This window comes from Desulfotignum phosphitoxidans DSM 13687, from assembly GCF_000350545.1.
Classification (GTDB): Bacteria; Desulfobacterota; Desulfobacteria; order Desulfobacterales; family Desulfobacteraceae; genus Desulfotignum; species Desulfotignum phosphitoxidans.
Genome location: NZ_APJX01000004.1, coordinates 103,618 through 129,027, shown reverse-complemented (window position 1 = coordinate 129,027; position 25,410 = coordinate 103,618). Strand labels below are relative to the sequence as shown.

Genomic DNA, 25,410 nt, shown 5'->3' with positions numbered 1-25,410 from the left:
CGATTGATACATCTGTGGTATTTAACACTGTTATGAAACAATATGTCATAGATGGGCTGCGGCCCCAGGATTTTCTCCGGTTAAAGGAATACCTGGATGACTACACTCAGGTCGCCGGGATTGTGGGAATCTACTGGCTGCCCCTGGAAAAAGAAGTGCTCACACCTGTTCAGGCAGATCACAGGGATTGTGCGCCCCATGTGTTTGCCCTGAAACTGGAGCAGACCTCACTGGCCTGTGAACTGCTGGTCAGAACCCAAAAACAGATCCGATGCGACTGCATGGCCTATGCCACAAGAGATCAGCGGAACTGGTTGATTGATCAGACCGATGCCATTCTTGAAAAGCTGGACATTCGCATTTAAAAATATATTGGAAGTCACATGCTTAAATTAATACCATTGGGCGGGCTGGGAGAAATCGGCCTGAACATGATGGTGGTCGAATATGACGATGCCATGTTCATCATCGATGCGGGCCTCATGTTTCCGGAAGATTACATGCTGGGCGTGGATATCGTGATCCCGGCCATGGATTATATCCGGGAAAACAGTAGAAAAATTCACGGCATCATCATCACCCATGCCCATGAAGACCATATCGGGGCGTTGCCCTATCTGTTGAAGGAAATCCGGATTCCGGTCTATGGCACGGCCTTTACCCTGGAAATTGTCAGAAACAAACTCGTGGAATTTGAACTCAACACCCGGGTGGATCTCAACGTGGTCAATCCGGGTGAGACCCTGTCCATGGACCCGTTTGAAATCGAGTTTATCCGGGTGAGTCATTCCACCATCGAAGGCGTGGGCCTGGCCATCCAGACCCCGGAAGGGGTGGTGATTCATACCGGAGATTTTCGGATCAGTCATAACACAGACCCCTTGAAAAACACGGACCTGTCATCTTTTGCCCGATATGGGGAAAAAGGGGTTCTGGCGTTACTTTCCGACTCCACCAATGTGGAGGTGGAAGGGTATACCATGTCTGAACAGGAAGTGGCCAAGAATCTGGGAAAAGTGATTTTTGCGGCAAGGGGCCGGGTGATTGTGACCTTGTTTGCCTCCAATGTCTTCCGGATTCAGCAGGTGATCGATATTGCCGTGAAAAACGGGCGCAAAGTGGTGTTCAACGGCCGGTCCATGGAGCAGATCGTTGCCGTGGCGGTCAAGCTGGGCCATATATCCTGTCCGCCGGATACGATAATGGACATCAAACAGATCAAGAATCTGCCTGACGACAAGGTGCTGATCATCACCACCGGGAGCCAGGGAGAACCCATGTCCGCGCTGGTCCGAATGGCATCGGGCGTGCACAAACACATCCGAATCAAAAAAGGGGACAATGTGATCCTGTCCTCCAAGCACATTCCCGGCAATGAAAAAGCCATCGCCAATATCATCAATAAATTGTATCGCCGGGGCGCGGATGTATTTTATTCCAAATCCGCAGACATCCATGCCTCCGGGCATGCCCACCAGGAAGAACTCAAGCTTATGCTGACCTTGACCAAGCCCGGCTATTTCATTCCCATCCACGGTGAATACAGGCATCTGGTGATCCATGCCCGGCTGGCGGAAAAAATGGGAATTCCCAGAGAGCATGTGCTGGTGGCGGAAGACGGGCAGGTGATCGTGTTTGACCATAAAGGCGGCCGGATCGACGGCCAGGTGCACACCGGCCGGATCATGGTGGACGGCAAAGGCATCGGCGATGTGGGCCGGAGCGTTCTCAAGGAACGGCGGGAGTTGTCCGAAGGCGGGCTGGTGGTGGTGACCATGATCATTGACGAGGAAACCGGGGTGGTGCTGTACGGCCCGGAACTGATTTCCAAAGGGTTTGTGTTTGATTCTGCCACGGGGCATCTGGTGGATGATGCCCAGTGCGTGATTCTGGAGATTGTGGAAGAAATTGAAGCCGGGATGGATTCCCGGGTGGAACTGATCCGCGCCCGTCTCAAAAAGGCGCTGAAACAATATTTTTCCTATACCATCAACCGCAAGCCCCTTATTGTACCTGTCATTATTGAAGTATGAAAAAAGAACTGATTTCACTGCTGCTGCTGTTTTTGATCATTTTTTTTGCAGTCAGCCTGTTTTCCTTTCATGCCCAGGATCCGGCAATCGGCAATGATCCTTTGATCGTGCCTGCCGGGATTCACAATCTGTTTGGCCTGGTGGGCGCCCATGTGGCCGGTTTTTTTGTTTTTCTGTTCGGAGTGGGCGCGTTCTGGATTCCCGTGATTCTGTCGTTGATCACCCTGTGGTATATCAAAGAAAAATCTTCCCGGGTCATGTGGCTGACCCCGGCCGGTGGAATGATTCTGATGATCTGTACCGGGGCCGGTTTTTTTCTGTTCAAAGATGCGTATGCGTTTTCCGGCACCCTGGTGCCGGCCGGCGGATGGGTCGGCAGTACTGTGGCAGGATTCCTTCTGACCTATGTCAATTCTCTGGGATGTATGATTGTTCTGGTGTTTTTTGCCGTCATCGGATTTATTTTCGCCACCGGTATTTCCATGGTGACGCTGGGCACAATAGTGTATCAGAAAACATCGCTTCTGGCGGCAGTCATGCTCCGGGAATTGAAACAATTCTCTAGGTATCTGGGGCATGGGATCGAACAGATGAAATCTGGTTGGCAGTCCTATCGAATGGCGCGTGCGGCCCGTTCAATGACCATGGATATGCCAAAGGCCTTGATCCAGAATCAACCGCCAACCGATTCTTCACAATTGGAAGCGGATCTGCCGCACCCGGATACGTCAAATTCAAAAAATGCCGGGGATCAGGATGACAGTGATGCCATTGACCTGGATGATGTGTTTTCTCCCACCATTGTGGCCCCCCAGGTGGATACGAAAGAATATATACCGGACAGCGGGCTGGGGGATATCCGGCAGCCGGAAGCGTTCAAGCTGCCGCCCATCAGTTTTCTGGAGGAAAAAGTCAAGATCCGGCGGGAAATCGATACGGATAAATTGCAGCAAAAGGCCCGGATCCTGGAAACCAAACTCAATGATTTCAATGTCAAGGGCGATGTGGTGGAGATCCTGCCGGGACCTGTGATCACCACATTTGAATACCGGCCGGCTCCGGGGATCAAGCTGTCTAAAATCACCGGACTTTCCGATGATCTGGCCCTGGCCCTGAGCGCGGTGAGCATCCGGATTGTGGCTCCTATCCCGGGCCGGGATGTGGTGGGCATCGAGATTCCCAATGACGAACGGGAAATGGTGAACCTGCGGGAAATGGTCGCATCCAGGGATTTCATCCAGTCAGATTCCATGCTCACTTTGGGCTTGGGCAAGGATCTCATGGGGCGGCCGGTGATCACCAAGATGGACAAAATGCCCCATCTGCTCATTGCCGGAGCCACGGGCACCGGGAAAAGCGTGGGCCTCAACGCCATGATCATCAGCCTGTTGTACAAGGCGACCCCGGATGATGTCAAGTTCATCATGATCGATCCCAAACGCATCGAGCTCTCGGTTTACAATGACATTCCCCATTTGATTTCCCCGGTGGTCACGGACATGAAAAAAGCCACCAACGCCCTTTTCTGGGCCGTGAAAGAGATGGAGCGGCGGTATGAGCTGCTGGAGGAAAATGGGCTGCGGAACCTGGCCCAGTACAATGACATGGTCCGGGAAAAGAAACGATCCGGGCGTGACCATGGGGCTGGGGATGATCCGGAACACGAGACCGGCGACGATCCGCCGGTCTCAGAACCGCTTCCCTATATCGTGGTGATTGTGGATGAGCTGTCGGATCTGATGATGGTGGCATCCAAGGATGTGGAGTTTGCTTTGACCCGGCTGGCCCAGATGGCCCGGGCCGCAGGTATTCATATTATCATCGCCACCCAGCGGCCGTCCGCGGATGTGCTCACCGGCACCATCAAGGCCAATTTCCCTACCCGGATCTCTTTTCAGGTCTCTTCCAAGATCGACGGCCGGATCATCATGGACCAGGGCGGGGCTGAAAGCCTTCTAGGGAACGGAGACATGCTGTTCTGCCCGCCCGGGACCGGAAAACTCATGCGGATCCAGGGGGCTTATATATCTGAAAAAGAAATTGCCAAAATTACCGGTTTTCTCAAAGAGCAGCGCACCCCGGAATATGATGAAAATGTCACCAAAGGGGATGACGAGGAGGAGGTCAGGGAATTTGATGAAGCTGATTATGACGAAAAATATGATGAGGCTGTGGCCGTGGTTACCCAGTCCGGCCAGGCTTCCATTTCTTATGTGCAAAGACGGCTTCGCATTGGATATAACCGGGCGGCCCGGCTCATTGAAATCATGGAACACGAGGGCATTATCGGCCCCCAGATCGGCACCAAACCCAGAGAGATCCTGGTGAAAAACTATGACGAAAATGGATTTTGATTTTCTTCATGCCGTCAAAGGATTTATGGCGGATGAAGAAGCAACGCGGCTTCATGACCTGGCTCTGGCTGCCGCACCCCTGGGTCCGATTCTGGAGATCGGTTCCTATTGCGGTCTTTCCGCAGCAGTGATCGGATGGGCCTGCAAACAGACCCACAGTACCCTTTTTTCCATTGATCACCATACCGGATCCGAAGAACAGCAGCCCGGAGAGCAATATTTTGATCCGGACCTGTACGACAAAACCATGGGACGGATCAATACGTTCCCGTTTTTTTTTAAAACCATTGAAACCGCCGGTCTTGCAGATTTTGTGGTTCCCATGGTCTGCGCATCCACGGTGGCCGGCAGGATGTGGCGCACCCCTTTATCCATGGTATTTATCGACGGGGGGCATTCCTTTGATGCAGCGTATCAGGATTTTCTGATCTGGTCTCCCCATGTCATGGCCAATGGGTTTCTGGTTTTTCACGATATTTTCCTGGATCCGGCTTTAGGCGGACAGGCGCCCAGGCAGGTTTATGACATTGCCCTGCAGACCGGCGATTATATTGAGCTTCCCATGACGAACACCCTGGGGGTATTGCAGCAAAAACCGGTGTGAGAAAGAAAAATCATGACCCATGCCGGTTCCGGCATACCCCGGGATCTATGCCGGTCATGTCAGATCAGATGTCTGTTTCCTGAAATACAGTACCCGGCTTTTTCCCAGCAGAGGATTGAACAATCGATCCAGAAACCGGGTGACTTTCGGTTTTTTCATCATATCCCACACCAGCAGCCGGTGATACAGATTCACCAGAAACGCATTACTGCGGTTCACCCCCACCAGGCATTTGAGCCACCAGTAAGGGGTGTGGATGCTGTGGGCAAAATGAGACCCCAGAAATGTCATGGGGTGGTCCGTGATTTTTTTCACCAGCTCTTTTTTGCGGTAGATTCTCACATGTCCCATGTCTGCGGCCGTATAGTCATCCGACAGATGCCAGCAGATTTTTTCCGGATAAAACCGGGGCACACTGACCGCCAGGATCCGGCCAGGCTTAAGAATCCTTACCAGTTCCGATATTGCCGTCTCATCATCCGGGATATGTTCCAGGACCTCGGAACAGATGACCGCATCAAAGCAGTCGTTTTTGAAGGGCAGGCGGGTGACATCCATGCGCGACAGATCGAACCGGGCGCAGGCCAGATCATTCAATGCCTGATGAAATGCCAGTTTCTCCCGGGTGGTCTTCAGGTTGTCATATCCGAAATCCGCCCCGATACACACGGTGTGGGGTATCCGGCAGGCCTCGACCATATGCCGGCCTTCGCCGCATCCCATGTCCAGAATCCGGTCCCCGGACCGGATCTCGAGCCGGGCAAAATCAATGGTAATCATGGATAATGTCTCTGTACGCCTTAACGGTTTTTTGGGCTGTGGCCTCCCATGTGAAATGAGCCATCACCCGGTCATACCCTTTCTGGGCCAGGATTTCCCGCCGGGCCGGGTCATCTAAAAGCTTGAGAATGGCTGTTTCCAGGGCCGCACTGTCCCCCGGGGGGACCAGTTCGGCCGCATCTCCGGCCACTTCCGGCAATGCCCCGCCCGTGGTGCAGATCACCGGGATCCGGCAGGCCATGGCTTCTCCCACGGGCAGTCCGAATCCTTCGTACAATGATGGCACCACCGCCATCGTGGCTTTGGCATATTCCAGGCAAAACCGGGTTTGGCTGATCCGCCCGGTAAATTCAATATAGGGTGCCAGGTCCAGCTGCCGGATCAGCCGCTCCACCCCGCCGTTTTTTTTGGGGGACCCGATGACCACCAGGGAAACCCGTCTTTTTTTGACAATGTTTTTAACGGCATAAAGCAGATGATACAAGCCTTTGAGCGGGGTGTCCGCTGAATTGGTCACAATAATCCGGTTGTTGATTTTTTTCACGGTTTCCAAAGGATGAAAACTGGCGGTATCAATGCCGTTGGGAATGATGGAAAACCGGTTTTCAGGAATGGAAAATTCCTTTGAAATATCCTGTTTGGATACCGTGGAAACCGTGAGAATCCTGGGCAGTTTTCTGGCCACTTTTTTTTGCATGTGGATAAAGGAATACCACCGCAAGGCTTTGATTTTTTTGTAAAAAGACCGGGTGGCTTTCACCGCCAGCCGGCGATCCACGGTCATGGGGTGGTGGATGGTGGCGGTGACCGGCACTTTTTTCATCAAAGACAGCAGGCCATAGGACAGACTCTGGTTGTCATGAATGATGTCATACCGGGATTCTCTGCCTTTCAAGTGACGCACCACCCGCTTGCCAAAGGTCCAGGGTTCCGGATATCCCATGGTGCACACATCCAGCCATTCCATCAGGTTGATCCAGTCGGAAAGTTCTGAAATACTGGGGGTGCGGAACAGATCATTGGGGTTGTACAGATCCAGGGTCCGGAGCATGGTCAGTCCGGCATGCCCGTTGAGCTGGGGATCCGGCGGTCCGGCAATGACCTCCACCTGATGCCCTAAGTCAGACAATGCCCGGCTTAAATGCCGGATATACACGCCTTGGCCGCCGCAATGGGGGTTGCTCCGATAAGACAGTAAGGCTATTTTAAGTGTTGAGTTCATCAAAGAAGTGTTTGGTGCGCCCGGCTGGAATCGAACCAGCGATTTTCAGCTTCGGAGGCTGACGTCTTATCCACTGGACTACGGGCGCATGGAAAAAACAAACGTGAATATAACAGATTGTCAAAAAAAATCCAGATCAAATTTTTCCTTGGCCTCTCCGGCAACGTATAAAGACCCGGCAATACACACGGCATCTTGTTTGCAAGTGTTTGAAATTGCGTATGATACAGCATCCGATACCGTTTCGATTACCTGGATTTGTCCGTTGAAAATTTTTTCGGCTGCCACCGTCAGCACAGCCGTCGGCAGGCTTCGATCGATTTTTGCCCGGGTAATGATCACCCGGTGGGCCACGGAAAGCAGATATTTTAGCATGGCTTCATAGGGTTTGTCATCCAGAATACCGATGACCAGGGTCAGTTTTCTGCCGGCCAGGGTGGTGGACAGATATCTGGCCAACACCTGGGCTGCTTTTAAATTGTGGGCCCCATCCAGGATGACCAGGGGATTCTGCTGAATCACTTCCAGCCGTCCGGGCCATCGGGTGCCGGCCAGCCCCTGTTTGACCAGTTCAGACGTCAGCTGGTACCGGCAATCGTTTTCTTTGTGGCGGTCAAAAATCAACTCACATGCGGCCAGGGCCATGCCCAGGTTTTCTTTTTGATGGTCTCCGGGCAACGGCGGTGTGATGTCTGGAATGCGAAAATTCAGTCCCCGATATGTGACGGTTGCTTTGTTCGGGGTTTTGCGGACAAAAAAGTCCTGTTTATACTGATACATCGGCGCATTTTTTTCTTTGGCAATCTGCTTGAGGGTGCGGATTCCCGACGGCTGGCTCACACTGGTGACCAGCGGGGTAGCGGATTTGATGATCCCGCCTTTTTCCGTTGCCAGAGCCTGGATGGTGGTGCCCAGATACTGGGTGTGTTCAATGGACAGATTGGTGATCACGCCAACGGCGGGTTCGATAATATTGGTGGCGTCGAATCGCCCCCCCATACCGGTTTCAATCACAGCCCAGTCCACCTGTTGTTCGGCAAAATAATAAAAAGCCATGGCAGTGGCAATCTCAAAGAATGTGGCGTTTCTGTCACCGATATCCGCAGCATTCACGGCTTCATACGCTGAAACTACGTCTGCATCCGAAATCATCTGCCCATTGATGCAGATTCGTTCGTTGAATCGGACCAGATGGGGGGAGGTGTATATACCGGTTTTAAAACCGGCCGCCTGTAAGATGGCAGCGATATAGGTGGCCGTGGACCCTTTGCCGTTGGTACCGGCCACATGCACACAAGGATATTTTTTTTCAGGATGGCCCAGACGTGCCAGGATATTCTGAATGGTTTCCAGCTCCAGTTTGATACCGAATCGGCCCAGCTGGTAGATTTTTTCAAGACACTTCTGGTAGGTTTCCGCCATGGTCAGCACATAAAAATCCCGGCATTCCTTGGATCAAAACGGTCTGCCGGGACAGGTTTAAATGGTTTATTTGCGTTTTCTGCGGGATTTGGAAGCTGCGATCCGCTGTCTACGCATTGCTTCGCGCATCTTACGTCTTCGGTATTGACACGGTTTTTCAAAATGCTTTTTCACTTTGAGCCGTTTGAAGAGTCCATCATTCTGGATTTTTTTCTTCAAAATTCTCAACGCTTTTTCAACATCGTTGTCAATCACTGTGACAGTAATTTCTTTCAAAAAACATCGCCCCTTTCATGGTGGATTTAAATACGCAAAATATTCATAACCCGACTTTATATCAAACCCCAATAATGAATGCAAGTAAAACTTGGATTACAGTTTGGACAGCAGCTCGTCAGTGACCTCATTGAGCGGGGCTTCGCCGGTCAGCGTGATATATTTGATGGTATCATCCTTGGCTGCCAGGTTTTTAAAGTAATATGCGGCCGCCAGGGTGCCCGTGTCCGTGTCGTAGTAAATGGAATGGCGTTTGTCAATGGCGGTTTCGTCCTGGTCGTCATCTCTGGCGCTCAAAGCACCGCCGCACACCCGGCATTTGTCTCCGTCCGGTTTGATGGCATCGATGAAAATGTTGTTGGGATGGTTGTTGTCGTTTTCACACAAACGACGGCCCATGATCCGGTTTTTGGCCACCTGCCGGTCCAGAATCATTTCAATGACATAATTGAGCTTCATGCCGGCTTCTTCCAGGGATGCGTGCAGTTTTTCCGCCTGGAGCTTATTTCTGGGAAATCCGTCCAGAAGCCATCCATTTTTGCAGTCCTCTTTTTGCAGCCGGTCCAGCACCATGGGGATGGTGATCTCGTCGGGCACCAGATCGCCTTTGTCGATATAGGCTTTGGCTTTTTTGCCCAGCTCGGTGCCGCCTTTGATATTTTCCCTGAAAATACCGCCGGATTCAATGTGGGCAATATTGAATTTATCTTTGAGAATGGCACCCTGGGTGCCTTTACCGCTGCCGTTGGGTCCGAAAAATAAAATGTTCATAAAATCTCCTTTTTTATCCATGAATTAAACATGTCAAACAAACATGTCTCGCATTTTAAACAACCTTTTCTACTTATAAGAGGTGTCCGGGTTTGTCAAGATAAAGCCGGTATCAATCGGGGCTGCTGGATCAAACGGTGCAGGGAAAAAATGAATGGAATGTCTGCATAAGGCCGGGCCGGTAAATTATTTGGATTAGTGCTTGAATGTCAAATGGGGAATTGGTATTAAAAGGCGGTTGTTATGCATGCACAAACGCAAGTTAACATAGAGGTTCGGGAAGGGGGAAACATGACGGAATTAATTGATGTCAGGGCAAGGGAAATCATCGACTCCAGGGGCAATCCCACCGTGGAAGTGGATGTGGTGCTGGCGTGTGGTGCCAGGGGCAGGGCAGCCGTGCCGTCCGGGGCCTCCACCGGCACCCGGGAGGCACTGGAGCTCAGAGACAATATGGATAACCGGTTTCTGGGCAAAGGCGTGCTCAATGCCGTGGCCAATGTCAACGAGGTGATTGCGCCGGAGATCATCGGGTATGATGCCATGGACCAGGCCGGGCTGGACCGGACCATGATGGATATCGACGGCACGGAAAACAAATCCCGTCTGGGGGCCAATGCCATTTTAGGTGTTTCCATGGCTGCGGCCAGGGCTGCGGCCCAGGCCTGTGACCTGCCGCTGTACCAGCATCTGGGCGGGATCAACGCCCGGATCATGCCCGTGCCCATGATGAATATCATCAACGGCGGAGCCCATGCCGCCAACAATCTGGATATCCAGGAATTCATGATTCTGCCTTATGGGGCCCCGTCTTTTGTGGAAGCGGTGCGCATGGGTGCGGAAACCTTTCATCATCTGAAAAAAATTCTCAAGAAAAAAGGCCTGAGTGTCGGGGTCGGAGATGAAGGGGGATTTGCACCGGACTTAAGCTCTAACGAACAGGCCATTGAATATATTATTTCCGCCATCGAAGCGGCCGGATACCGGCCGGGCAGTGATATCGGCATCGGTCTGGATGCGGCGGCCTCTGAATTTTACAAAGACGGCAAATATCATTTTCTGTCCGAAGGCAGGGACCTGTCCGCTGACGAGCTGATGGATTATTATGAAACCCTGATTGAAAAGTATCCCTTGTTTTCCATTGAAGACGGCCTGGCAGAAGGAGACTGGGATGCCTGGGAACGGATGACCGAGCGCATGGGGGATCGGATCCAGATTGTGGGGGACGACATTTTTGTCACCAACCCGGATATTTTTAAAAAAGGCATTGAATCTGGCATCGGCAATGCCATTTTAATTAAGCTCAACCAGATCGGCACGGTCACCGAGACCCTGGACACCATCCAGATGGCCAAGGATTCCGGTTACACCACGGTGATATCCCACCGGTCCGGTGAAACCGAAGATACCTTTATTGCGGATCTGGCCGTGGGTGTGAACGCCGGACAGATCAAGACCGGGTCCATGTCTCGAAGCGACCGGGTAGCCAAATACAACCAACTGATCCGGATCGAAGAAAGACTGGGAGCCGGGGCCAGTTTCATGACCCATCTTTTTGGATAATTATTATGGCTGAAAATACCAAATATATTTTTGTCACCGGTGGGGTCCTGTCCTCTTTAGGTAAAGGGTTGGCCTCCGCCGCCATCGGAATGCTGCTGGAAAGCCGGGGGCTCACGGTCACGATCCAAAAACTGGATCCTTACATCAATGTGGACCCCGGCACCATGAATCCGTTTCAGCACGGGGAAGTCTATGTCACGGATGACGGGACTGAGACGGATCTGGATCTGGGGCATTATGAACGGTTCACCCATGCCCGGCTGGGAAAAAGCAACAATTTCACCACGGGAAAGATTTACCACCAGGTGATCACCAAAGAGCGCAGGGGCGAGTACCTGGGCGGCACCGTGCAGGTGATCCCCCATATCACCGATGAGATCAAGCAGAGCATCTGCCTGGTATCCAATGATGTGGATGTGGTGATTGTGGAGATCGGGGGCACCATCGGGGACATTGAATCTCTGCCCTTTCTGGAGGCGATCCGCCAGTTCAAGGCAGATGCCGGCCCCGGCAACGTGATCTACATTCACCTGACCCTGGTGCCCTATATCAAGACGGCCTGCGAGGTCAAGACCAAACCCACCCAGCACAGTGTCAAGGAACTGCGCAGTATCGGGATCCAGCCCGATATCCTGTTGTGCAGAACCGAGCATTACCTGTCCCAGGATATCAAGGACAAGATCGCGCTGTTCTGTAATGTGGAATCCGATGCCGTGTTCACGGCCAAGGATGTGGACTGCATCTATGAGGTGCCGCTGGTGTATAACAAGGAAGGCCTGGGCACCAAGATTCTGAAAAAACTCAATATCTGGGCCAGAAGTCCGCGGCTTGATGAATGGCGGGAGATGGTGGAAAAGCTCAAACATCCCCGGTTCAGTGTCAGGATTGCCATTGTGGGCAAATATGTGGATCTCACCGAAAGCTATAAAAGCCTGAACGAGGCCCTGACCCATGGCGGAATTTCCAATGAGGCCCGGGTTGATCTCCAGTTTGTGGATTCCACCACATTGACGGAAAAAAATGTGGCGGAAGTGCTGTCTGCCAGTGACGGAATCCTGGTGCCCGGCGGATTCGGTTCCAGGGGCATTGAAGGAAAAATCCTGGCGGCCCGGTATGCCCGGGAAAACAAAGTGCCTTATTTCGGCATCTGTCTGGGTATGCACATGGCCGTGATCGAGATCGCCCGGCATCTGGCCGGCATGGAAGATGCCAATGGCGAGGAGTTTGATCCGGATACGCCTTACCCGGTTATTTACCTGATGAAAGAATGGTTTGACGAGCAGACCGGCCAGGTGGAAAAGCGGGATGAAACATCCGATAAAGGCGGCACCATGCGGCTGGGCGCGTATCCCTGCCGGCTGGTGCCCGATACTTTTGCCTTCAATGCCTACAAGCAGGAAAATATTTCAGAGCGGCACCGCCACCGGTATGAGTTCAACAATGCCTACAAGGAACGTCTGGAAAAAGCCGGCCTGGTCATTTCCGGGACATCGCCGGATCATGAGCTGGTGGAAATTGTCGAACTGGCAGATCATCCCTGGTACTTAGGGTGCCAGTTCCATCCGGAATTCAAGTCCAGGCCCATGGATCCCCATCCCTTGTTCAAGGCGTTTATCCGGGCATCCTTGAAAAACGCCAAAAAATAAACCCAGAGGAAATTTTTCATGGCAACTGCGGTGATCATCAAAAACCAGACCATCCGGCTCCAGGCCCTGCTGGGCAAAGGAACCGGTAATCACGGGGTGGTGATCACCCATCCCCATCCATTGTATGGGGGGAATATGGTTAACCCCGTGGTGGTCCGGACCGCGTCTGCTTTTGCTCAGCAGGGATTTACCACGTTGCGGTTCAATTTCCGGGGCACGGGCGGCAGCTCCGGCATGTACGACAACGGCCATGGAGAACAAACCGATGTCATTGCAGCGCTTGAATTTCTCAAAGACCAGGGCTGCGACCCCCTTTATCTGGCGGGCTACTCTTTTGGATCCCGGGTCAATGCATCGGTCATGGCCGGCGGTTATGACATTTTTGATCATATCATGATTTCACCCCCCGTGGCTTTCATGTCTTTTGACGATATCGCGGCATTGCCGTCCACCGGCCTGGTCATCACCGGCCAGAACGATGAAATCGCTCCGCCTGGCAGAATCCAGGCCCATCTGGACCGCTGGGGGATTACGCCGCGGGTTGAGGTTATTCCGGGGTGCGATCATTTTTACGCAGGACACTTGGATTCCCTTCACCAAAGCCTTTCTCACTATTTTTCATAAGCCCTCCTGCACCGACCACGGATTTCCTATAACACCTATGCCCTGCCGGACACAACAAATGATGAAAGTATAAGCACTCAGGTATTCGCTTAACACTTTCATATAAATACCCAGTCAATTCCTGTTACTTAGTTTAAAAAAATCGGAAATTTCCGGAAGTTTCCATATTAGTCTAATAGAAATACAACAAGCTCTTATATTTCTATAAAATTAGCATAATATCGAAAAAAGTTGAATTTTTATCAAAAAAGTTCTTGACAAATCGATCTAATTGAGAGTAGTGGTGTATGGTATGGAAGATTATATCAATATTTATTACATTCAATCGGCTTGACCACCGGGTCGAAACAGGGGGGGAAGTGTTTCGTTATATGGGAAATTCTGATGTAAAAGAAAATCATCTGAAAAAAATCAGGATTGAGCTTGGACTTACAATTACTGCGCTTTCTCGGCTGGCCAATGTCAGTACCAAAGTGATCAGTCAAACCGAGCGGATGTTGACGGATCCAACCCAGGTGACAAAGAGCAAAATTGTAAAAGGCTTGAATGAGGCCCTGTCAACCAATGAGAGAAAAATCGATTATTCAACGGTTTTTCCCAATGACAGCTTTTAGAATTTTTTCCAGGGATTGAGATTGATTTATGTATAAAGAATACTATTTAATGCAGGATGAGCCGTTTGCGGCCTTTCCCTCGCCGTATCTCTTTTACAAATCCAAAAATCATATTAAAGCCTGGAAGAATATTGTTCACAACCTGCAAAAAAAAGAACCAGTGGTCATGGTTGCCGGTGAATATGGCACCGGTAAAACCCTGCTTTGTCTGAAAATGCTTCGGTTCATGGAAAAATACAAGGTACAGCCCCGGATTCACATCCCCTCACCCGGGTATGATTTTTCCATGGTACTTGAAAAAATTGCCAAAGAACTCGGTCTAAATGTTGATTCAGGCAATATGGCGGAATTCAGACGTTCGATATATGAATATTTTGAAACAGATTCGTCTGCCAAAACCCGGTATCTTTATTTGATAATAGATGATATCCATGAATTTGATTATGCATTCATTTCTGAACTGACAAAACTGATTACTTTTAATTATAATGGATATTTTCCCATAAAACTTTTTATGTTCGGCCATAAGAGTTTTATGAAAAATCTGGAAAAACGGAATCTGATTTCTTTTAAACAGCGGGTTCGGGTGGTGACACTGGCGGCTTTAAATATGCCTGAAGTTACGGAATATATCTATTTCCGTCTGATTTCGTCCGGTGCAGCCGGCAGTCCGGTGTTCAATGAAGAAGCCATTGCTTTGATAACGGAAGTGAGCAGGGGATTACCGCGACTGATCAACAAAATCTGTGACAGCAGTCTGGTCGTCGCTTATAAACGGCGGGTCAATGTCATTGACAGATCGGTTGTGGCGATTGCGCTGGCGGAAGAGGGTATTGTTGATTTTGATGATCATGTCGGGTCGGCTCAGACATCCCGGGCGCAAGTGGCTGTTGCAGAGAATTCGACATCAGCCCGCACATATCGATCAGATCGATCAGAACCCAGGGTGATGAGACATCCGGTCCAAGAACCCGTAAGGGAGCCGGAGTCTTTGCGAAAAACAGAGGCGGGAAGACAGGTCAATGACCTGTTTACCGATTCGGAACAGAGAAACCAATCCAAAGAAAGGAAACGTTTTTCAACCATGGATTTGAAGAAAAGCGCGTTTATCGATGGCAAGACTTTGACCATTGCCTGCCTGATCCTTTTGATTGTGCTGATGATGCTGTTTTTCGTCAGAGATATTCGGATGAATTCCATGCCGGCGCCCGAGAATATGCTGCAAAACGGTACTGGCAGTGTGATTACAAAACCCATTCAATACCCCATGTCGGAACAAAAAAAGGAAATAGTGGTAAAAAAATATATTTTCCGGCCTGAGCCGGATGCAGCAGTTCTTCCAACGCACGAATGGTTTGTCCGACCCGTGGTGGAAGAATTTTTTGATACTCAGACACAAGACAGTCCCTTGGTGACCGAATCAGATACAGCGGAGCCGGTTTTGTATGACAAACATGTGACTCAAATTTTCAACCAGAATGGATAATGGTTTATGATGAACGGGGAATTGACACAACCGTCTTATTTAAAACAATTTCTGGCTGCTCAGAAAGGTAAACAACCGGGTTCTTCCAAGCCGGTTGCCGGCAGTTACCGGGACAGTTTTTTGTCGAAACCTTTGACGGATTCATCAAGTGAAACAGAAAGCGTTGAAAAATCCGGAGACACTTCAGCGCAAAATTCTTGTCAAAAACCCGCTGTCACATCATTTGAAAAAAAAGAAAATCTAATCTGGAAAAACAATGCAGCTCGATTCCCGGAAGATGAACTGCCTTCCCTGTCCGCCAAATCTGTTAAACAGCTGGAATCCAATTTCAGAGAATTGATGATGGTGGAAGCCAATATCGATCCACTTGTCAAGCTGGGCAATGCATTGTATGTGTCTTCGTGTTTTAATGGAGAGGGCAAAACCATTTCAGCGATCAGCACTGCGTTTGGTCTGGCGTTTTATTCCCAGAAAGAGGTGCTGCTCATAGACGGCAATCACCATAATCCCCAGCTGCATAAATTGTTCGGTGTCAGCCATGGGCCGGGTTTCCTGGATTTCTGTGCGGGAATCGTCAAAATCGAGGATATTGTAATGCCCACCCTGCATAAAGGGCTGAGTCTTGTGACCATTGGATCAGAAGATTTGCCCGGTCCCCGTGAAAAAGAGCTGGAACAGGCACTGGCGGAATTGAGTGTAAATTTCGACTATGTGATATGTGATGGATGTTCCATCATGTCATCGTCCGCTGCCCTTCGGGATATCAAACATTTCACTGCCGGTCTGCTGGTGATCGAATGTGAAAAAACCAGGTGGGAGGTTTTACAGATCGCAGAAGACAAGGTGAAAAAAACCGGTGGTCCCACCCGCTTGGGTGTGATTTTCAACCGGCGGAAATATTATATTCCTTCCATTGTTTATAAATTTATTTCCAAAAAGTGAGACTATGAGACACCGCTATAAATTGATCAGATCCGGTTTACTGATACTTGTTTTAAGCATCGTCTTTTTTTTATCAGGATGTGCTCCCAAATATCTGCCTGAAGATTTTGAAAAGCCTTATCAACGGACCACCTATTCCTTTGATCAGGGAATGTATCCGTCTGATCAGGATCTTTTTCTGGAATATAAAATACAGCCCGGGGATGTGCTGGATGTAATGTTCCAGATCAAAGCCCAGCCCCAGGAAACATTTGTCATCGACCTGTATCACCAGATCAAGGTGGTGTATCCGGATCTGCCGGAACTGAACACGGAGCAGAAAATCATGCCCACAGGCCACATCATCCTGCCGTATATCGGGCAAGTGAAGGTGGAAGGGCTCACTTTGCAGGAGGCCACCAATTTGCTGGAGGAAAAATACCAGTATGTTCTGCTGGACCCTCAGGTGTCGGTGTCGGTCACCAATATGGATGTGCGGATCGAGCAGATCAGACGGGATCTGATGACCGCCCCCCGGGGATTGAGCAAGCTGGTGAATGTAAGGCCGGACGGATTTGCCACTTTTCCTTTGATCGGGAATTTTTTTGTGGCCCATAAATCAATCGATCAGGTCAATGTGTTGATCCAGCAGGAATATCAAGATTATCTGCCGGGCATGCAGGCGGACCTGTATCTGCATGAACAGGCCGGCTCAGCCGTTTATGTGCTGGGAGAAGTCAATGAGCCGGGCACTTACACCATCAAAAAACCCATCAATCTGATCCAGGCCATTACCATGGCCGGCAGCTTTACTCAGGATGCCAAACTGGAAACCGTGGTGCTGTTCAGAAAACATGAGCAGAAACTGATTGCCAGGCGGGTGAATCTGGAAAATCTTTTGACTCTGAAAGACAGTGAAGCATTTTTCTTTTTAAAACCTGAAGATATCGTATATGTGCCCAAAACCCATATCAGCTCCCTGGCTGTCTTGATACAACAGATTGCGGATATTGCTCTGTTCAGGGGCTGGAGTATCGGCGGCGGTACCTTCCAATGGATGGATGATCTGAATCAATGACAGGTTTAAGATACAGGCAGGTGGTATGAAAAGATCCAACGATTATATCAGAAATTTTGTGACCATATTTTTTGCTCAGAAAACCGCTATTTTTATAGTGGCTTTGGTGATTATCGGCGGGGCGTTTTTATATGTTGTGCTGTATCCGCCTCTTTACGCCGCAACCTGTTCGATCATTCTTAAAGGCAGCATTACCGTGAAAAATCCGGAAAGCATTGAAGCCATGCCGACAGATATTGCGATGATGCGTGAAAATGATATTTTTTCCGAGATCGAAATCATCAAAGCCAATGTGGTATCTGAAAAAACAGCCGATGAACTGATATCAAAAGGATTGATCTTTGAAAATATCGTCACGGAAAAGGATCGAAAAGCCGCTGCCAACCGGATCATGTCAAATCTTACTCCGTCCATCAATCCGCGGACCGATACCATCAATATCATGGTCACATGGGATGATGCTGAAAAAGCCAGGATTATTCTGGAGGTGCTGGTCAAACAGTATTTTAATTACCGGTCGGAAATTTTCAAACCCCGGGAGGCGGAAAACTTTTTCGCGGAACAGTTGAGAAAATTCTCCGAAGAGCTGAACCAGCGGGAAAATGAACTCATGCACTTGACCATGGGAATGGAAACCCCGGATTCAGGCATTGCCATGGAAAACAACATGAGAACCCTTGATTCTCTGGAGCAGCAGCTGTTGAGCTTGAAACAGCAGTATTTTGATCAGAAATACAAAGTGGATCTGATGCAAAAAGATATTCAGTCCAGTGACACCTCGTTTTTTTCCTATGTGGGAAATCCCCAGCTCAACGACCTGTCAAATATGGTGATGGAAATTGTCCGACAGCGTAATATTGCAGCCAGGACCTTTCATCCCCAGAGTAAAAAAATACAGAACTATAACAAACAGATCGACGCTGCGTTTGACGGATTCAAAAAAGAGGTCACCAGCTTTCTGGCGGCAGAAAAGAGTCAACTGGAAAATATCAGTCGGAAAATGCAGTTTATTGAAGATCGAATAAAAAAAATTCGGAATGAAAACATGTCGTTATATGAATCATCCGTGCGGGCAAAAATGCTGGAACGGCAGATCGATGTGCTGGAAGATTCCTATACGACTTTTAACAAACGGCTGGAAGAGGCCAAAATATCCAATACCTATCAAACCAGCAGTCTGTTCACCGTCAGTCTGCTGACACGACCGGAAGCCGGCAGGACTCCGGTTTATCCCAATAAACGCAAAGTGATGCTGCTGGGTATTCTCGGGGGAGTCATTTTCGGAATTGCGGCCGGATTTACATTGGAGTTTTTCAACCACACATTTAAAACACCCGAGGATGTTGAAAACAATACAGATATGGTTTATATTTTTTCAATTCCTGAGTAGAGTAGCCTGTGACGACCTGTCTGAAACATTATCAGGAGGCATGGATCTGAAATTGAACAACTTTGGTCAGTATAATCCAAAAAATACAGCCGGATATCGAACTTCCTATGAGTTGTTGAATCGGGGGGTGAACTTGATTTTATCCATATTTTTCATGGTCTTTTCAATTCCCTTGATGGTCGTGCTGATTCCCGTTGTGATTTTTGTGAACGGGTGGCCTTTCATCTATGCCGGGGTCCGTCTGGGGAAAAACAAAAATAAGTTTGTCATGTATAAATTCCGAACATTGCCCGTGGATTTCGAGCAGCAGTATGATGCCCAGCTGGTATCCTACAGCCATGGTTACCGACTTCCCTGGTTCTGCAGATTCATGCGGGATACCCGTCTGGATGAAATTCCGCAATTGTTGAATATTATCAAAGGGGAAATGGATTTCGTGGGACCCAGACCGGTTCGTCCATCGGTCTATAACGCGTTTTGCCGGTCCATCAAAGGATATGACAAACGCTTTAGTGTAAAACCCGGATTGATCGGGTATTCACAGCTTTTCACGCCCCACAGTACCCCCAAACGGATTCGGTCATTTATTGACAACCGGGCCACCCGGTTCAAGAAAAATATTTTGTGCGATACGTTGATCATTCTTCTGGCCGGATTTGGCGTGATCACCAAAACGATTCATTTGTTGAGCCGGATATCTGTAACCCTGACAATGGAAAAAGTGTTGCGCCAATATACGAATAAGCGGGGTCTGGATCGAATCAAGCAAAAAGACGGGCTTGTGGAGTTCTGTGCCGAAACCGGACAGTTTGATTATTTCTGTATGGATTTTGAACCGGACCGGGGAATTTTAAAGGATATCAATGAAGAATATATCCGGGTGGATACCCGGGTGCCGCTGAAAAAAGACCGGGTGATGTTCCGGGCTTTGGCCAAGGTTAAAACCAAACTGGGACAGACTCACCGGAAATCTTTTTTCAGTTATGGCACTGTTTTTAAAGTGTATGAAATTGAGGATCAACGGTATAAATATGCATATATTCTCCGGTATGAACCGGTTTCAGAACTGAATCGGTATTTTGTGGATCAGTATTTTTTAAGAAAAAGCCTGATGCGGTATGTCATCTGAAAATTCCATACTCACCCACCCGGTTTCCCAGTTTTTTTATTATGCCGTATTAAGTACCATTCCCTATTATTTCAGCAATTCTCGGTGAAGGTCTAAAATTCCCAGAAAAATGTCAATCCACCAAAATTCAGTCCGATGTCAGCTGAGAATTAGGATTTTTCAGCCCAAATCGCAGGCATTTATGTATCAGGTTTGTGGAAAATGTCAAGAAAACCGGATAGAAGCCAATAGAGATCCATTGACCTGAAACGGCCTTGATGAATCAGAATCATTTGTTGACCGGGCGAAGCAAATTTTCATGGAGCACGAATATCGGTTGGTGGGGAGATCACAAAACCAAGCAGTGATTCCCAATTTTCGAATATTATGACCCGGATTGTACAACGCAACTGGTTCCAGAATTCTTTTTTTGCACTGAATTTGGCCCTGGCTATTTGGTACAAAGGGTCTTTGAGTTCAATGATTTGATGCATAAAAAAAGCCAGCAGGGTAAACAGGAAAAAATTGAATGATAAGTTCTTTTTTCCATGGCCATAGTTGTGCTCAGCATGATAACCAAGATTTTTCAGGGTATTGAAATTTTCGTTTTCAATTTTCCATTTTGCCCGACCTGCCTTGACAAGCTTTTTCACATTGTTGCCAGTGACCCGGATATCAGTGACCCAGCTGTTTTTATAGGTGATTTTATCTCCATCCCGGATGATGCTGTATTCAAAAAAATTGACCAGCGGTGCTGATTTGTTTCCATTCAACCTGATATCATTGATCCATTCATATCTATGAATGGCGCCCTCGTTATCCTGCCACTCCAAAAGGTGAGCCTGGTCCAGATCCTCTTTTTCTATGAGTTGATCGAATAAAACCTTATGGCTGCTGGGCTTTGCTATCAGAATATATGACATTTTGTTTTGATTGAGAGCCTCAATAAACGGCTGCCTTGAATACAGATCATCGGCTGTAATCACGATCTCCAGTTTTGGATGCTCTTGTCGAATCCGGTTTAAAAAGCGCTTGCCGGCGTTGATCTCACAATCCTGTTTTTTTGAACCATCACTGTTTTTGATTGGTTCCGGTGCCAACGGGACCACCTGTTTTTTTTCTGGATGCACAATAGACGCGCCCAAAACTTTATGGGAGTAATTAATGGTTCCATTTTTGTAACCCTTTGTTAAACATGAGGGGCAGTTGATAGTTTCTGAACTGAAATACTGTGTACCATCAATGGGCAGGAGATACCCCTCATCCAGAAATTGAAAAGGTTGCAACTGATTTCCCCGTTGCAGCAGTCGGAAAAAATCGTTGAAAATTGGAAGCAGCTTTTGAGAAGGTATGGCATCAATGATGTCTCTTAATTGGTTGTCTTTGGGAATCGTTTCAACTTGAAACAACGTCTGCAGATTATTCATTTGCGTCTGTTCCTGCAGACGTCTTTGAAATTCGAGCATTGAAGCATCTTGAAAATACATCATGGCAAGGGCGCTCAGACAGGCATCATGCATGGAATGCTTGATTTTTCCAACCTGCCGCATCTCAATCTCAGCGATTTCATTGACGCGGGCTGAGACCGACTTTCTGAGGTTTGAAAAACCAAGTTTTGTTCCAGTATTCAAGCTGATAGCTCCCAAGTATTGTGCATTTGGATAAAGCTATCATAAAATGATAAAAAAGTCTAGTTTATATTTTCAATTATTTCAATTAGTTATAAAATATTTAAATTTCCCGTCAAGGAGATTACGGCTTTGTGATGCCTCAGGCAATGCCAGTGAGATTGGAAAAAATATTACGAAGTAAAAAAAATATCTGATGCATGAAAAGCCGATTTTACAGCATTTTTAGGTTCACCGAGAATTGCTGCTATTATTTTTGGCGTCAGGTGACACCTTTCATTCCTGTGGACTGGTACCTGGCTCTCATTACCAGCGCCATTGTTTTCATCTATCTGATCGTCAGCAAAAAACTCCCGCCTTTTTTTTATAACAACTTAAACAAATGGTTGTTTCTTTTCCTGTTGGTAAATGTTCTGGCCACTTTTCTTTCCCCTTTTCAGGAAGAGGCTTTTTCCGGCATGATCGTGTTGTTCCAGATATATTTCTTCATTTATCTCAACCTGGTGTTTTTAACGGAAAATGGATTGAAAAATATTCTTCCCCTGGTATTGGGTATCAGTGTCGGGTTCAATGGGTTGATCGCCGGACTTGAGTATTTCATGGGTATTCAGATTTTCATGGTTGGCGAGCCGGGCGGTGGGCGTGTGTATGGTCTGACCAGCGGTGCCAACAACATGGCGGTCTGGTCCATTATGGCCATACCGCCGTTGATTTATAAACTCATGACGGCATCGTCACCCGGCCAGTTTTTGGGATGGCTCAGCTTAAACATTTTTGCCATTATGGGACTGATCAGTTCGGAATCCCGGGCCGGTTTTCTTGTATTTCTCATCATGCTGATGCTGATCGTTTACATGAATCGTCATCTGTTTCAACCCCGATTTCTCGGGCTGGTCATATCCGGCATCAGTTTGTGTTTTTTAATGGTGGCCGTGGCGATTCCTGACGAATATTTTGAACGGCAGAAAACGCTTCTGGCGGAAGATCAGTACCAGGACACGGCCTTGCAGAGACGGCAGGCATATATTCGTGTGGGTCTGGCCTCTTTTTTTGAACACCCGGTTTTAGGAACCGGCACTTTCACTTTTCCTCAGGTCTGGGTCAACTCCATTGAATCGCGGTTTTTCAAGATGACGGAACGGGGCGCCCATAACACATATCTGGATATCATGGTGGGACTGGGTGTTGTCGGACTACTGGTGTTGCTGGGATTATTTTTCCGGATTTTCAAAGATTTCATGAATGCTTTGAGCAATTTTGAAATGATCGGGGATGAACCCATGCATGGCATCACTCAGGCGTATCTGGTCTCTTTTGTGTGTCTGGTGGTGTATTGCCTCTTTAAAACCATGCTGGATAACAAAATGTTCATTCTTTTGATTTCCATATCCCAGGTGGTTTATATTCTTTCTTCAGAAAAAAAAGAACAGGTTCATGGATATGCCGGCTGATGGGATCTGGTGGGCTTTTTTTTTGACAGGGGCCGGGATGTGTTTCCTGGTGTTTTTGGGATACCCGGCAAGTCTGTTTTTCCTGGCCAGGATATTTCCCAAAAGAAAGCGCGCGTCATCACCCGGAAAAATGACAGAAAAATCGGTTTCAATGCTGGTGGTCTTCAGAAATGCGGAAACTTTGATTGAAAAAAAGATTCACAATTTTTTGCAGCTGAAATATCCATCGGATCAACTGGATCTGGTTCTGGTTTCCGACGGGTCTACCGATGCATCCAGGCAAATGGCTGGGGCAGCTGAAACCCGGAACTCACGAATCCGGTTTTTTCATTTTGATGCACATCAGGGAAAAATTGCCTGCCTGAATTTCGGTATCACCCAGTGCAAAGGAGATCTCATTGTCTTGACGGATGTGGATGCAATCCTGGATTCAGAATCCATTAGTATTCTGAATGCCTGTTTTGAGGATGCCTCAATCGGAGGGGTGTGCGGACGGCGTGTGGTGGGTAAGACCCGTTCAAAAATTCAGTCCGGACAGAAACAATTTATCCAGTGGGATACATTGATTAAAAAACTGGAAATGGAAAATGCAATGAGCATCACTTCCCATGAAGGAAAATTGTATGCCGTTAGAAAATCATTGTATGTAACCATCCCCCCGGGTGTCACGGATGATGCATTTTTGTCCTTGTCCATTGTCAGGCAGGGGTACGGGTTTGGTTTTGATCCGGATGCCGTCGCGTCTATCCCGGCTCCTTCACGCGATACCCGGCATGAACTGATGCGGCGGAAACGCATCGTATCCACAAGCCTGAACGGGTTGTGGATCAACCGGTCTTTGTTCAACTGGCGGCGATATGGTTTTTTTTCCGCAGGACTGTTCATCAACAAGGTGCTCCGGCGCATGGTCCCTGTTTTTCTGATTTTTGTGTTTGTCAGTTCATTGGCATTGTCTGATTTTTTCCCCATGGCGGTTTGTTTCTGGCTCCAGGTGATCGGGTATGGATATTTTTTTTCATACCCCCTGATCTGGGTCCGACTCCCGGACACTGCCCGCGGGTTTGGCTGGGCCAAAAAGGTTGCTGCAGTCGGGTATTTTTTTTGTGTGGGCATGGCCGGCACCTTGTGGGGATGTATCCATTTTTTTTCAAAAGAAAAGATATCTAAATGGGATCCGATCAAAGAATAGGAATTTTGATCAACTGCCTGGAAATGGGGGGGGCCCAGCAGATGGCTTTGCAGGTGTTTGACCTGATGGAAAAAAAAATGGGGCAGGTGTATTTGATCACTATGGATACCACCCGGGAAATGCCGCTGCATCCGAATCCGGACCGGGCCCGGCAACTGGCAAAAAAAAAGATGTGCCTCAGCCGTCTGGACACAACTCAGCCGGTTCTGAGTAAAATTCTGGCAGCGCCGCTTCAATATGCAAAACTGGTGGGTTGCATCCAAAAAAAAAGGTTGAATGTTTTGATCAGTTTCGAAGACCGGGCCAATATTTTCAACATGCTGGTATTCTCAATCCCCACGCAGATTGTTTCCATTCGTCACCCGATGAAATCGGTTCTGGCGGTCAAGCATCCGGTAAAGAAACTATTGATTTCTCTTTTTTTTACCTTGCTTGTCCGGCGGGTTTCTGTGGCCAATTTCAACAGCCAGGCCTCGATGAAAGAATTTGTTTCTTTGTTTCCCATATCTGAGTCAAAATTGTCCGTGATATACAATTTTTGTGACCATGCCGGTCTGGACCAGCGGAAAACCCTGCTGCCGGCAGATGCCCGGACCCGGGCTCTGCTGGATAAAAATTATATCGTGGCCTGCGGCCGGCTTAAACCGGTCAAAGGATTTTCCTGCCTGATCCGCGCGTTTGAAAAGGTGGCACAATCTGATCCGGATATCCATTTGATTGTGTTAGGGGATGGGCCTTTGAAACAGGAACTGCAAGATCTGGCAGAAGCCCTGGGGCTGAAGGACCGGGTTCTTTTCCCCGGATTTGTCAGTAATATCGCGCCCTGGCTGGCCCGGGCAAAAGTGTTTGTGCTCTCGTCCCAGTCCGAAGGATTTCCCAATGTCCTGCTGGAAGCCATGGCATTGAAAACCGCGGTGGTGTCCGTGGACTGCACGGCCGGTCCCAGGGAGATCCTGAGCCCGGACACCGGTTTCACCCGGAAGACCGATCAGATCGAATGGGCCCCTTTCGGCGTGCTGACCCCGCCTCTGATTCATCTTTATCCCGTATCCGGGAGTCCTTTGGATCCCAGTGAACAGTATCTGGCAGAGGCAATATCGGCCCTGCTGGAAGATCCCCGGCTGCGGGTCCGGTATGAATCGGCCGGATATCAGCGGTCCCTGGATTTTTCAGTGTCTGTCCAGAAAAATAAATGGCTGGACCTGATTCCTTCAGAAAGGGCCAACCGATCAGCCCCTAATTAGCATTGG

Annotated in this window: 22 protein-coding genes and 1 tRNA gene; 16 read left to right on the top strand and 7 right to left on the bottom strand. The window is 48.6% G+C overall.

Annotated features, from left to right (window positions below; all coding sequences use genetic code 11):
• The first annotated feature begins 32 nt into the window (after positions 1 to 32).
• The 4 genes from DPO_RS10285 to DPO_RS10270 are packed head-to-tail and all read left to right on the top strand — an operon-like array spanning position 33 to position 4,991.
• The gene (locus DPO_RS10285) at positions 33 to 365 is read left to right on the top strand and encodes a hypothetical protein (RefSeq protein WP_006965808.1); all 333 of its coding nucleotides are present in this window, start codon (positions 33 to 35) and stop codon (positions 363 to 365) included.
• A gap of 18 nt (positions 366 to 383) precedes the next feature.
• Complete coding sequence (locus DPO_RS10280) at positions 384 to 2,033, top strand: ribonuclease J (protein WP_006965807.1); 1,650 nt, start codon at positions 384 to 386, stop codon at positions 2,031 to 2,033.
• Positions 2,030 to 4,387, top strand: a complete 2,358-nt coding sequence (locus DPO_RS10275) for a DNA translocase FtsK (protein ID WP_006965806.1) — start codon at positions 2,030 to 2,032, stop codon at positions 4,385 to 4,387. Before DPO_RS10280 ends, DPO_RS10275 begins: the two co-directional genes overlap by 4 nt.
• Positions 4,368 to 4,991 (top strand): class I SAM-dependent methyltransferase, encoded by a 624-nt coding sequence (locus tag DPO_RS10270; RefSeq protein WP_040011814.1) that lies wholly within the window; start codon positions 4,368 to 4,370, stop codon positions 4,989 to 4,991. Before DPO_RS10275 ends, DPO_RS10270 begins: the two co-directional genes overlap by 20 nt.
• 54 nt (positions 4,992 to 5,045) lie before the next feature.
• Here DPO_RS10270 and DPO_RS10265 read toward each other — a convergent pair whose 3' ends face one another.
• From DPO_RS10265 to DPO_RS10240, 6 genes are all read right to left on the bottom strand, one after another.
• On the bottom strand, positions 5,046 to 5,771 hold the full coding sequence (locus tag DPO_RS10265; RefSeq protein WP_006965804.1) for a class I SAM-dependent methyltransferase: 726 nt from the start codon (positions 5,769 to 5,771) through the stop codon (positions 5,046 to 5,048).
• Positions 5,758 to 6,993, bottom strand: a complete 1,236-nt coding sequence (locus DPO_RS10260) for a glycosyltransferase family 4 protein (RefSeq protein WP_006965803.1) — start codon at positions 6,991 to 6,993, stop codon at positions 5,758 to 5,760. The genes DPO_RS10265 and DPO_RS10260 overlap by 14 nt, the downstream gene beginning before the upstream one ends.
• 12 nt (positions 6,994 to 7,005) lie before the next feature.
• Positions 7,006 to 7,081 (bottom strand) — tRNA-Arg (locus DPO_RS10255).
• Positions 7,082 to 7,113: 32 nt separating this feature from the next.
• On the bottom strand, positions 7,114 to 8,415 hold the full coding sequence (locus DPO_RS10250; RefSeq protein ID WP_006965802.1) for a bifunctional folylpolyglutamate synthase/dihydrofolate synthase: 1,302 nt from the start codon (positions 8,413 to 8,415) through the stop codon (positions 7,114 to 7,116).
• Positions 8,416 to 8,481: 66 nt separating this feature from the next.
• A complete protein-coding gene (gene rpsU, locus DPO_RS10245; RefSeq protein WP_236609954.1) occupies positions 8,482 to 8,670 on the bottom strand; it encodes a 30S ribosomal protein S21 in 189 nt (62 codons plus the stop codon).
• A gap of 117 nt (positions 8,671 to 8,787) precedes the next feature.
• Complete coding sequence (locus tag DPO_RS10240) at positions 8,788 to 9,462, bottom strand: adenylate kinase (protein ID WP_006965801.1); 675 nt, start codon at positions 9,460 to 9,462, stop codon at positions 8,788 to 8,790.
• A 291-nt stretch (positions 9,463 to 9,753) separates the two neighbouring features.
• Here DPO_RS10240 and eno point away from each other — a divergent pair, with 291 nt between their 5' ends.
• From eno to DPO_RS23910, 9 genes are all read left to right on the top strand, one after another.
• Positions 9,754 to 11,025: a phosphopyruvate hydratase gene (gene eno / locus DPO_RS10235; protein ID WP_006965800.1), complete on the top strand. Its 1,272-nt coding sequence runs from the start codon at positions 9,754 to 9,756 to the stop codon at positions 11,023 to 11,025.
• Between the two features lie 5 nt (positions 11,026 to 11,030).
• On the top strand, positions 11,031 to 12,671 hold the full coding sequence (locus DPO_RS10230) for a CTP synthase (protein WP_006965799.1): 1,641 nt from the start codon (positions 11,031 to 11,033) through the stop codon (positions 12,669 to 12,671).
• 18 nt (positions 12,672 to 12,689) lie between these two features.
• On the top strand, positions 12,690 to 13,295 hold the full coding sequence (locus DPO_RS10225; RefSeq protein ID WP_006965798.1) for an alpha/beta hydrolase: 606 nt from the start codon (positions 12,690 to 12,692) through the stop codon (positions 13,293 to 13,295).
• 371 nt (positions 13,296 to 13,666) lie between these two features.
• A complete protein-coding gene (locus tag DPO_RS10220) occupies positions 13,667 to 13,909 on the top strand; it encodes a helix-turn-helix domain-containing protein (RefSeq protein ID WP_040011813.1) in 243 nt (80 codons plus the stop codon).
• A 28-nt stretch (positions 13,910 to 13,937) separates the two neighbouring features.
• The gene (locus DPO_RS10215; protein ID WP_006965796.1) at positions 13,938 to 15,395 is read left to right on the top strand and encodes an ExeA family protein; all 1,458 of its coding nucleotides are present in this window, start codon (positions 13,938 to 13,940) and stop codon (positions 15,393 to 15,395) included.
• Between the two features lie 6 nt (positions 15,396 to 15,401).
• Positions 15,402 to 16,337: a tyrosine-protein kinase family protein gene (locus DPO_RS10210; protein WP_006965795.1), complete on the top strand. Its 936-nt coding sequence runs from the start codon at positions 15,402 to 15,404 to the stop codon at positions 16,335 to 16,337.
• A 151-nt stretch (positions 16,338 to 16,488) separates the two neighbouring features.
• Positions 16,489 to 17,394 carry a polysaccharide biosynthesis/export family protein gene (locus tag DPO_RS10205; RefSeq protein ID WP_160166911.1) on the top strand — a complete coding sequence of 302 codons (906 nt, stop codon included), beginning with the start codon at positions 16,489 to 16,491 and terminating at the stop codon, positions 17,392 to 17,394.
• 25 nt (positions 17,395 to 17,419) lie between these two features.
• The gene (locus DPO_RS10200) at positions 17,420 to 18,784 is read left to right on the top strand and encodes a GumC family protein (protein WP_006965793.1); all 1,365 of its coding nucleotides are present in this window, start codon (positions 17,420 to 17,422) and stop codon (positions 18,782 to 18,784) included.
• Between the two features lie 40 nt (positions 18,785 to 18,824).
• Entirely contained in the window at positions 18,825 to 19,913 is a 1,089-nt protein-coding gene (locus DPO_RS23910; RefSeq protein WP_051069371.1) for a sugar transferase, read from the top strand.
• Between the two features lie 296 nt (positions 19,914 to 20,209).
• Here the strand turns inward: DPO_RS23910 and DPO_RS10190 are convergent, their stop codons facing one another.
• Positions 20,210 to 21,523 (bottom strand): hypothetical protein, encoded by a 1,314-nt coding sequence (locus DPO_RS10190; RefSeq protein WP_006963551.1) that lies wholly within the window; start codon positions 21,521 to 21,523, stop codon positions 20,210 to 20,212.
• Positions 21,524 to 21,786: 263 nt separating this feature from the next.
• Between DPO_RS10190 and DPO_RS10185 the strand changes: the two genes are divergently transcribed.
• The 3 genes from DPO_RS10185 (at position 21,787) to DPO_RS23905 (ending at position 25,404) form a co-directional block, all read left to right on the top strand.
• Complete coding sequence (locus DPO_RS10185; RefSeq protein ID WP_160166910.1) at positions 21,787 to 22,971, top strand: O-antigen ligase family protein; 1,185 nt, start codon at positions 21,787 to 21,789, stop codon at positions 22,969 to 22,971.
• A 130-nt stretch (positions 22,972 to 23,101) separates the two neighbouring features.
• A complete protein-coding gene (locus DPO_RS10180; RefSeq protein ID WP_160166909.1) occupies positions 23,102 to 24,160 on the top strand; it encodes a glycosyltransferase in 1,059 nt (352 codons plus the stop codon).
• A complete protein-coding gene (locus tag DPO_RS23905; protein WP_006965789.1) occupies positions 24,139 to 25,404 on the top strand; it encodes a glycosyltransferase in 1,266 nt (421 codons plus the stop codon). The genes DPO_RS10180 and DPO_RS23905 overlap by 22 nt, the downstream gene beginning before the upstream one ends.
• Positions 25,405 to 25,410 lie beyond the last annotated feature (6 nt).

What these genes read in the sequence shown, in the direction of transcription:
- DPO_RS10285 (WP_006965808.1), top strand. Translation starts at nt 33, where the DNA reads ATGAAACAATATGTCATAGATGGGCTGCGGCCCCAGGATTTTCTCCGG.
- DPO_RS10280 (WP_006965807.1), top strand. Translation starts at nt 384, where the DNA reads ATGCTTAAATTAATACCATTGGGCGGGCTGGGAGAAATCGGCCTGAAC.
- DPO_RS10275 (WP_006965806.1), top strand. Translation starts at nt 2,030, where the DNA reads ATGAAAAAAGAACTGATTTCACTGCTGCTGCTGTTTTTGATCATTTTT.
- DPO_RS10270 (WP_040011814.1), top strand. Translation starts at nt 4,368, where the DNA reads ATGACGAAAATGGATTTTGATTTTCTTCATGCCGTCAAAGGATTTATG.
- DPO_RS10265 (WP_006965804.1), bottom strand. Translation starts at nt 5,771, where the DNA reads ATGATTACCATTGATTTTGCCCGGCTCGAGATCCGGTCCGGGGACCGG.
- DPO_RS10260 (WP_006965803.1), bottom strand. Translation starts at nt 6,993, where the DNA reads ATGAACTCAACACTTAAAATAGCCTTACTGTCTTATCGGAGCAACCCC.
- DPO_RS10250 (WP_006965802.1), bottom strand. Translation starts at nt 8,415, where the DNA reads ATGGCGGAAACCTACCAGAAGTGTCTTGAAAAAATCTACCAGCTGGGC.
- DPO_RS10240 (WP_006965801.1), bottom strand. Translation starts at nt 9,462, where the DNA reads ATGAACATTTTATTTTTCGGACCCAACGGCAGCGGTAAAGGCACCCAG.
- eno (WP_006965800.1), top strand. Translation starts at nt 9,754, where the DNA reads ATGACGGAATTAATTGATGTCAGGGCAAGGGAAATCATCGACTCCAGG.
- DPO_RS10230 (WP_006965799.1), top strand. Translation starts at nt 11,031, where the DNA reads ATGGCTGAAAATACCAAATATATTTTTGTCACCGGTGGGGTCCTGTCC.
- DPO_RS10225 (WP_006965798.1), top strand. Translation starts at nt 12,690, where the DNA reads ATGGCAACTGCGGTGATCATCAAAAACCAGACCATCCGGCTCCAGGCC.
- DPO_RS10220 (WP_040011813.1), top strand. Translation starts at nt 13,667, where the DNA reads ATGGGAAATTCTGATGTAAAAGAAAATCATCTGAAAAAAATCAGGATT.
- DPO_RS10215 (WP_006965796.1), top strand. Translation starts at nt 13,938, where the DNA reads ATGTATAAAGAATACTATTTAATGCAGGATGAGCCGTTTGCGGCCTTT.
- DPO_RS10210 (WP_006965795.1), top strand. Translation starts at nt 15,402, where the DNA reads ATGATGAACGGGGAATTGACACAACCGTCTTATTTAAAACAATTTCTG.
- DPO_RS10205 (WP_160166911.1), top strand. Translation starts at nt 16,489, where the DNA reads ATGTATCCGTCTGATCAGGATCTTTTTCTGGAATATAAAATACAGCCC.
- DPO_RS10200 (WP_006965793.1), top strand. Translation starts at nt 17,420, where the DNA reads ATGAAAAGATCCAACGATTATATCAGAAATTTTGTGACCATATTTTTT.
- DPO_RS23910 (WP_051069371.1), top strand. Translation starts at nt 18,825, where the DNA reads ATGGATCTGAAATTGAACAACTTTGGTCAGTATAATCCAAAAAATACA.
- DPO_RS10180 (WP_160166909.1), top strand. Translation starts at nt 23,102, where the DNA reads ATGACAGAAAAATCGGTTTCAATGCTGGTGGTCTTCAGAAATGCGGAA.
- DPO_RS23905 (WP_006965789.1), top strand. Translation starts at nt 24,139, where the DNA reads ATGGGATCCGATCAAAGAATAGGAATTTTGATCAACTGCCTGGAAATG.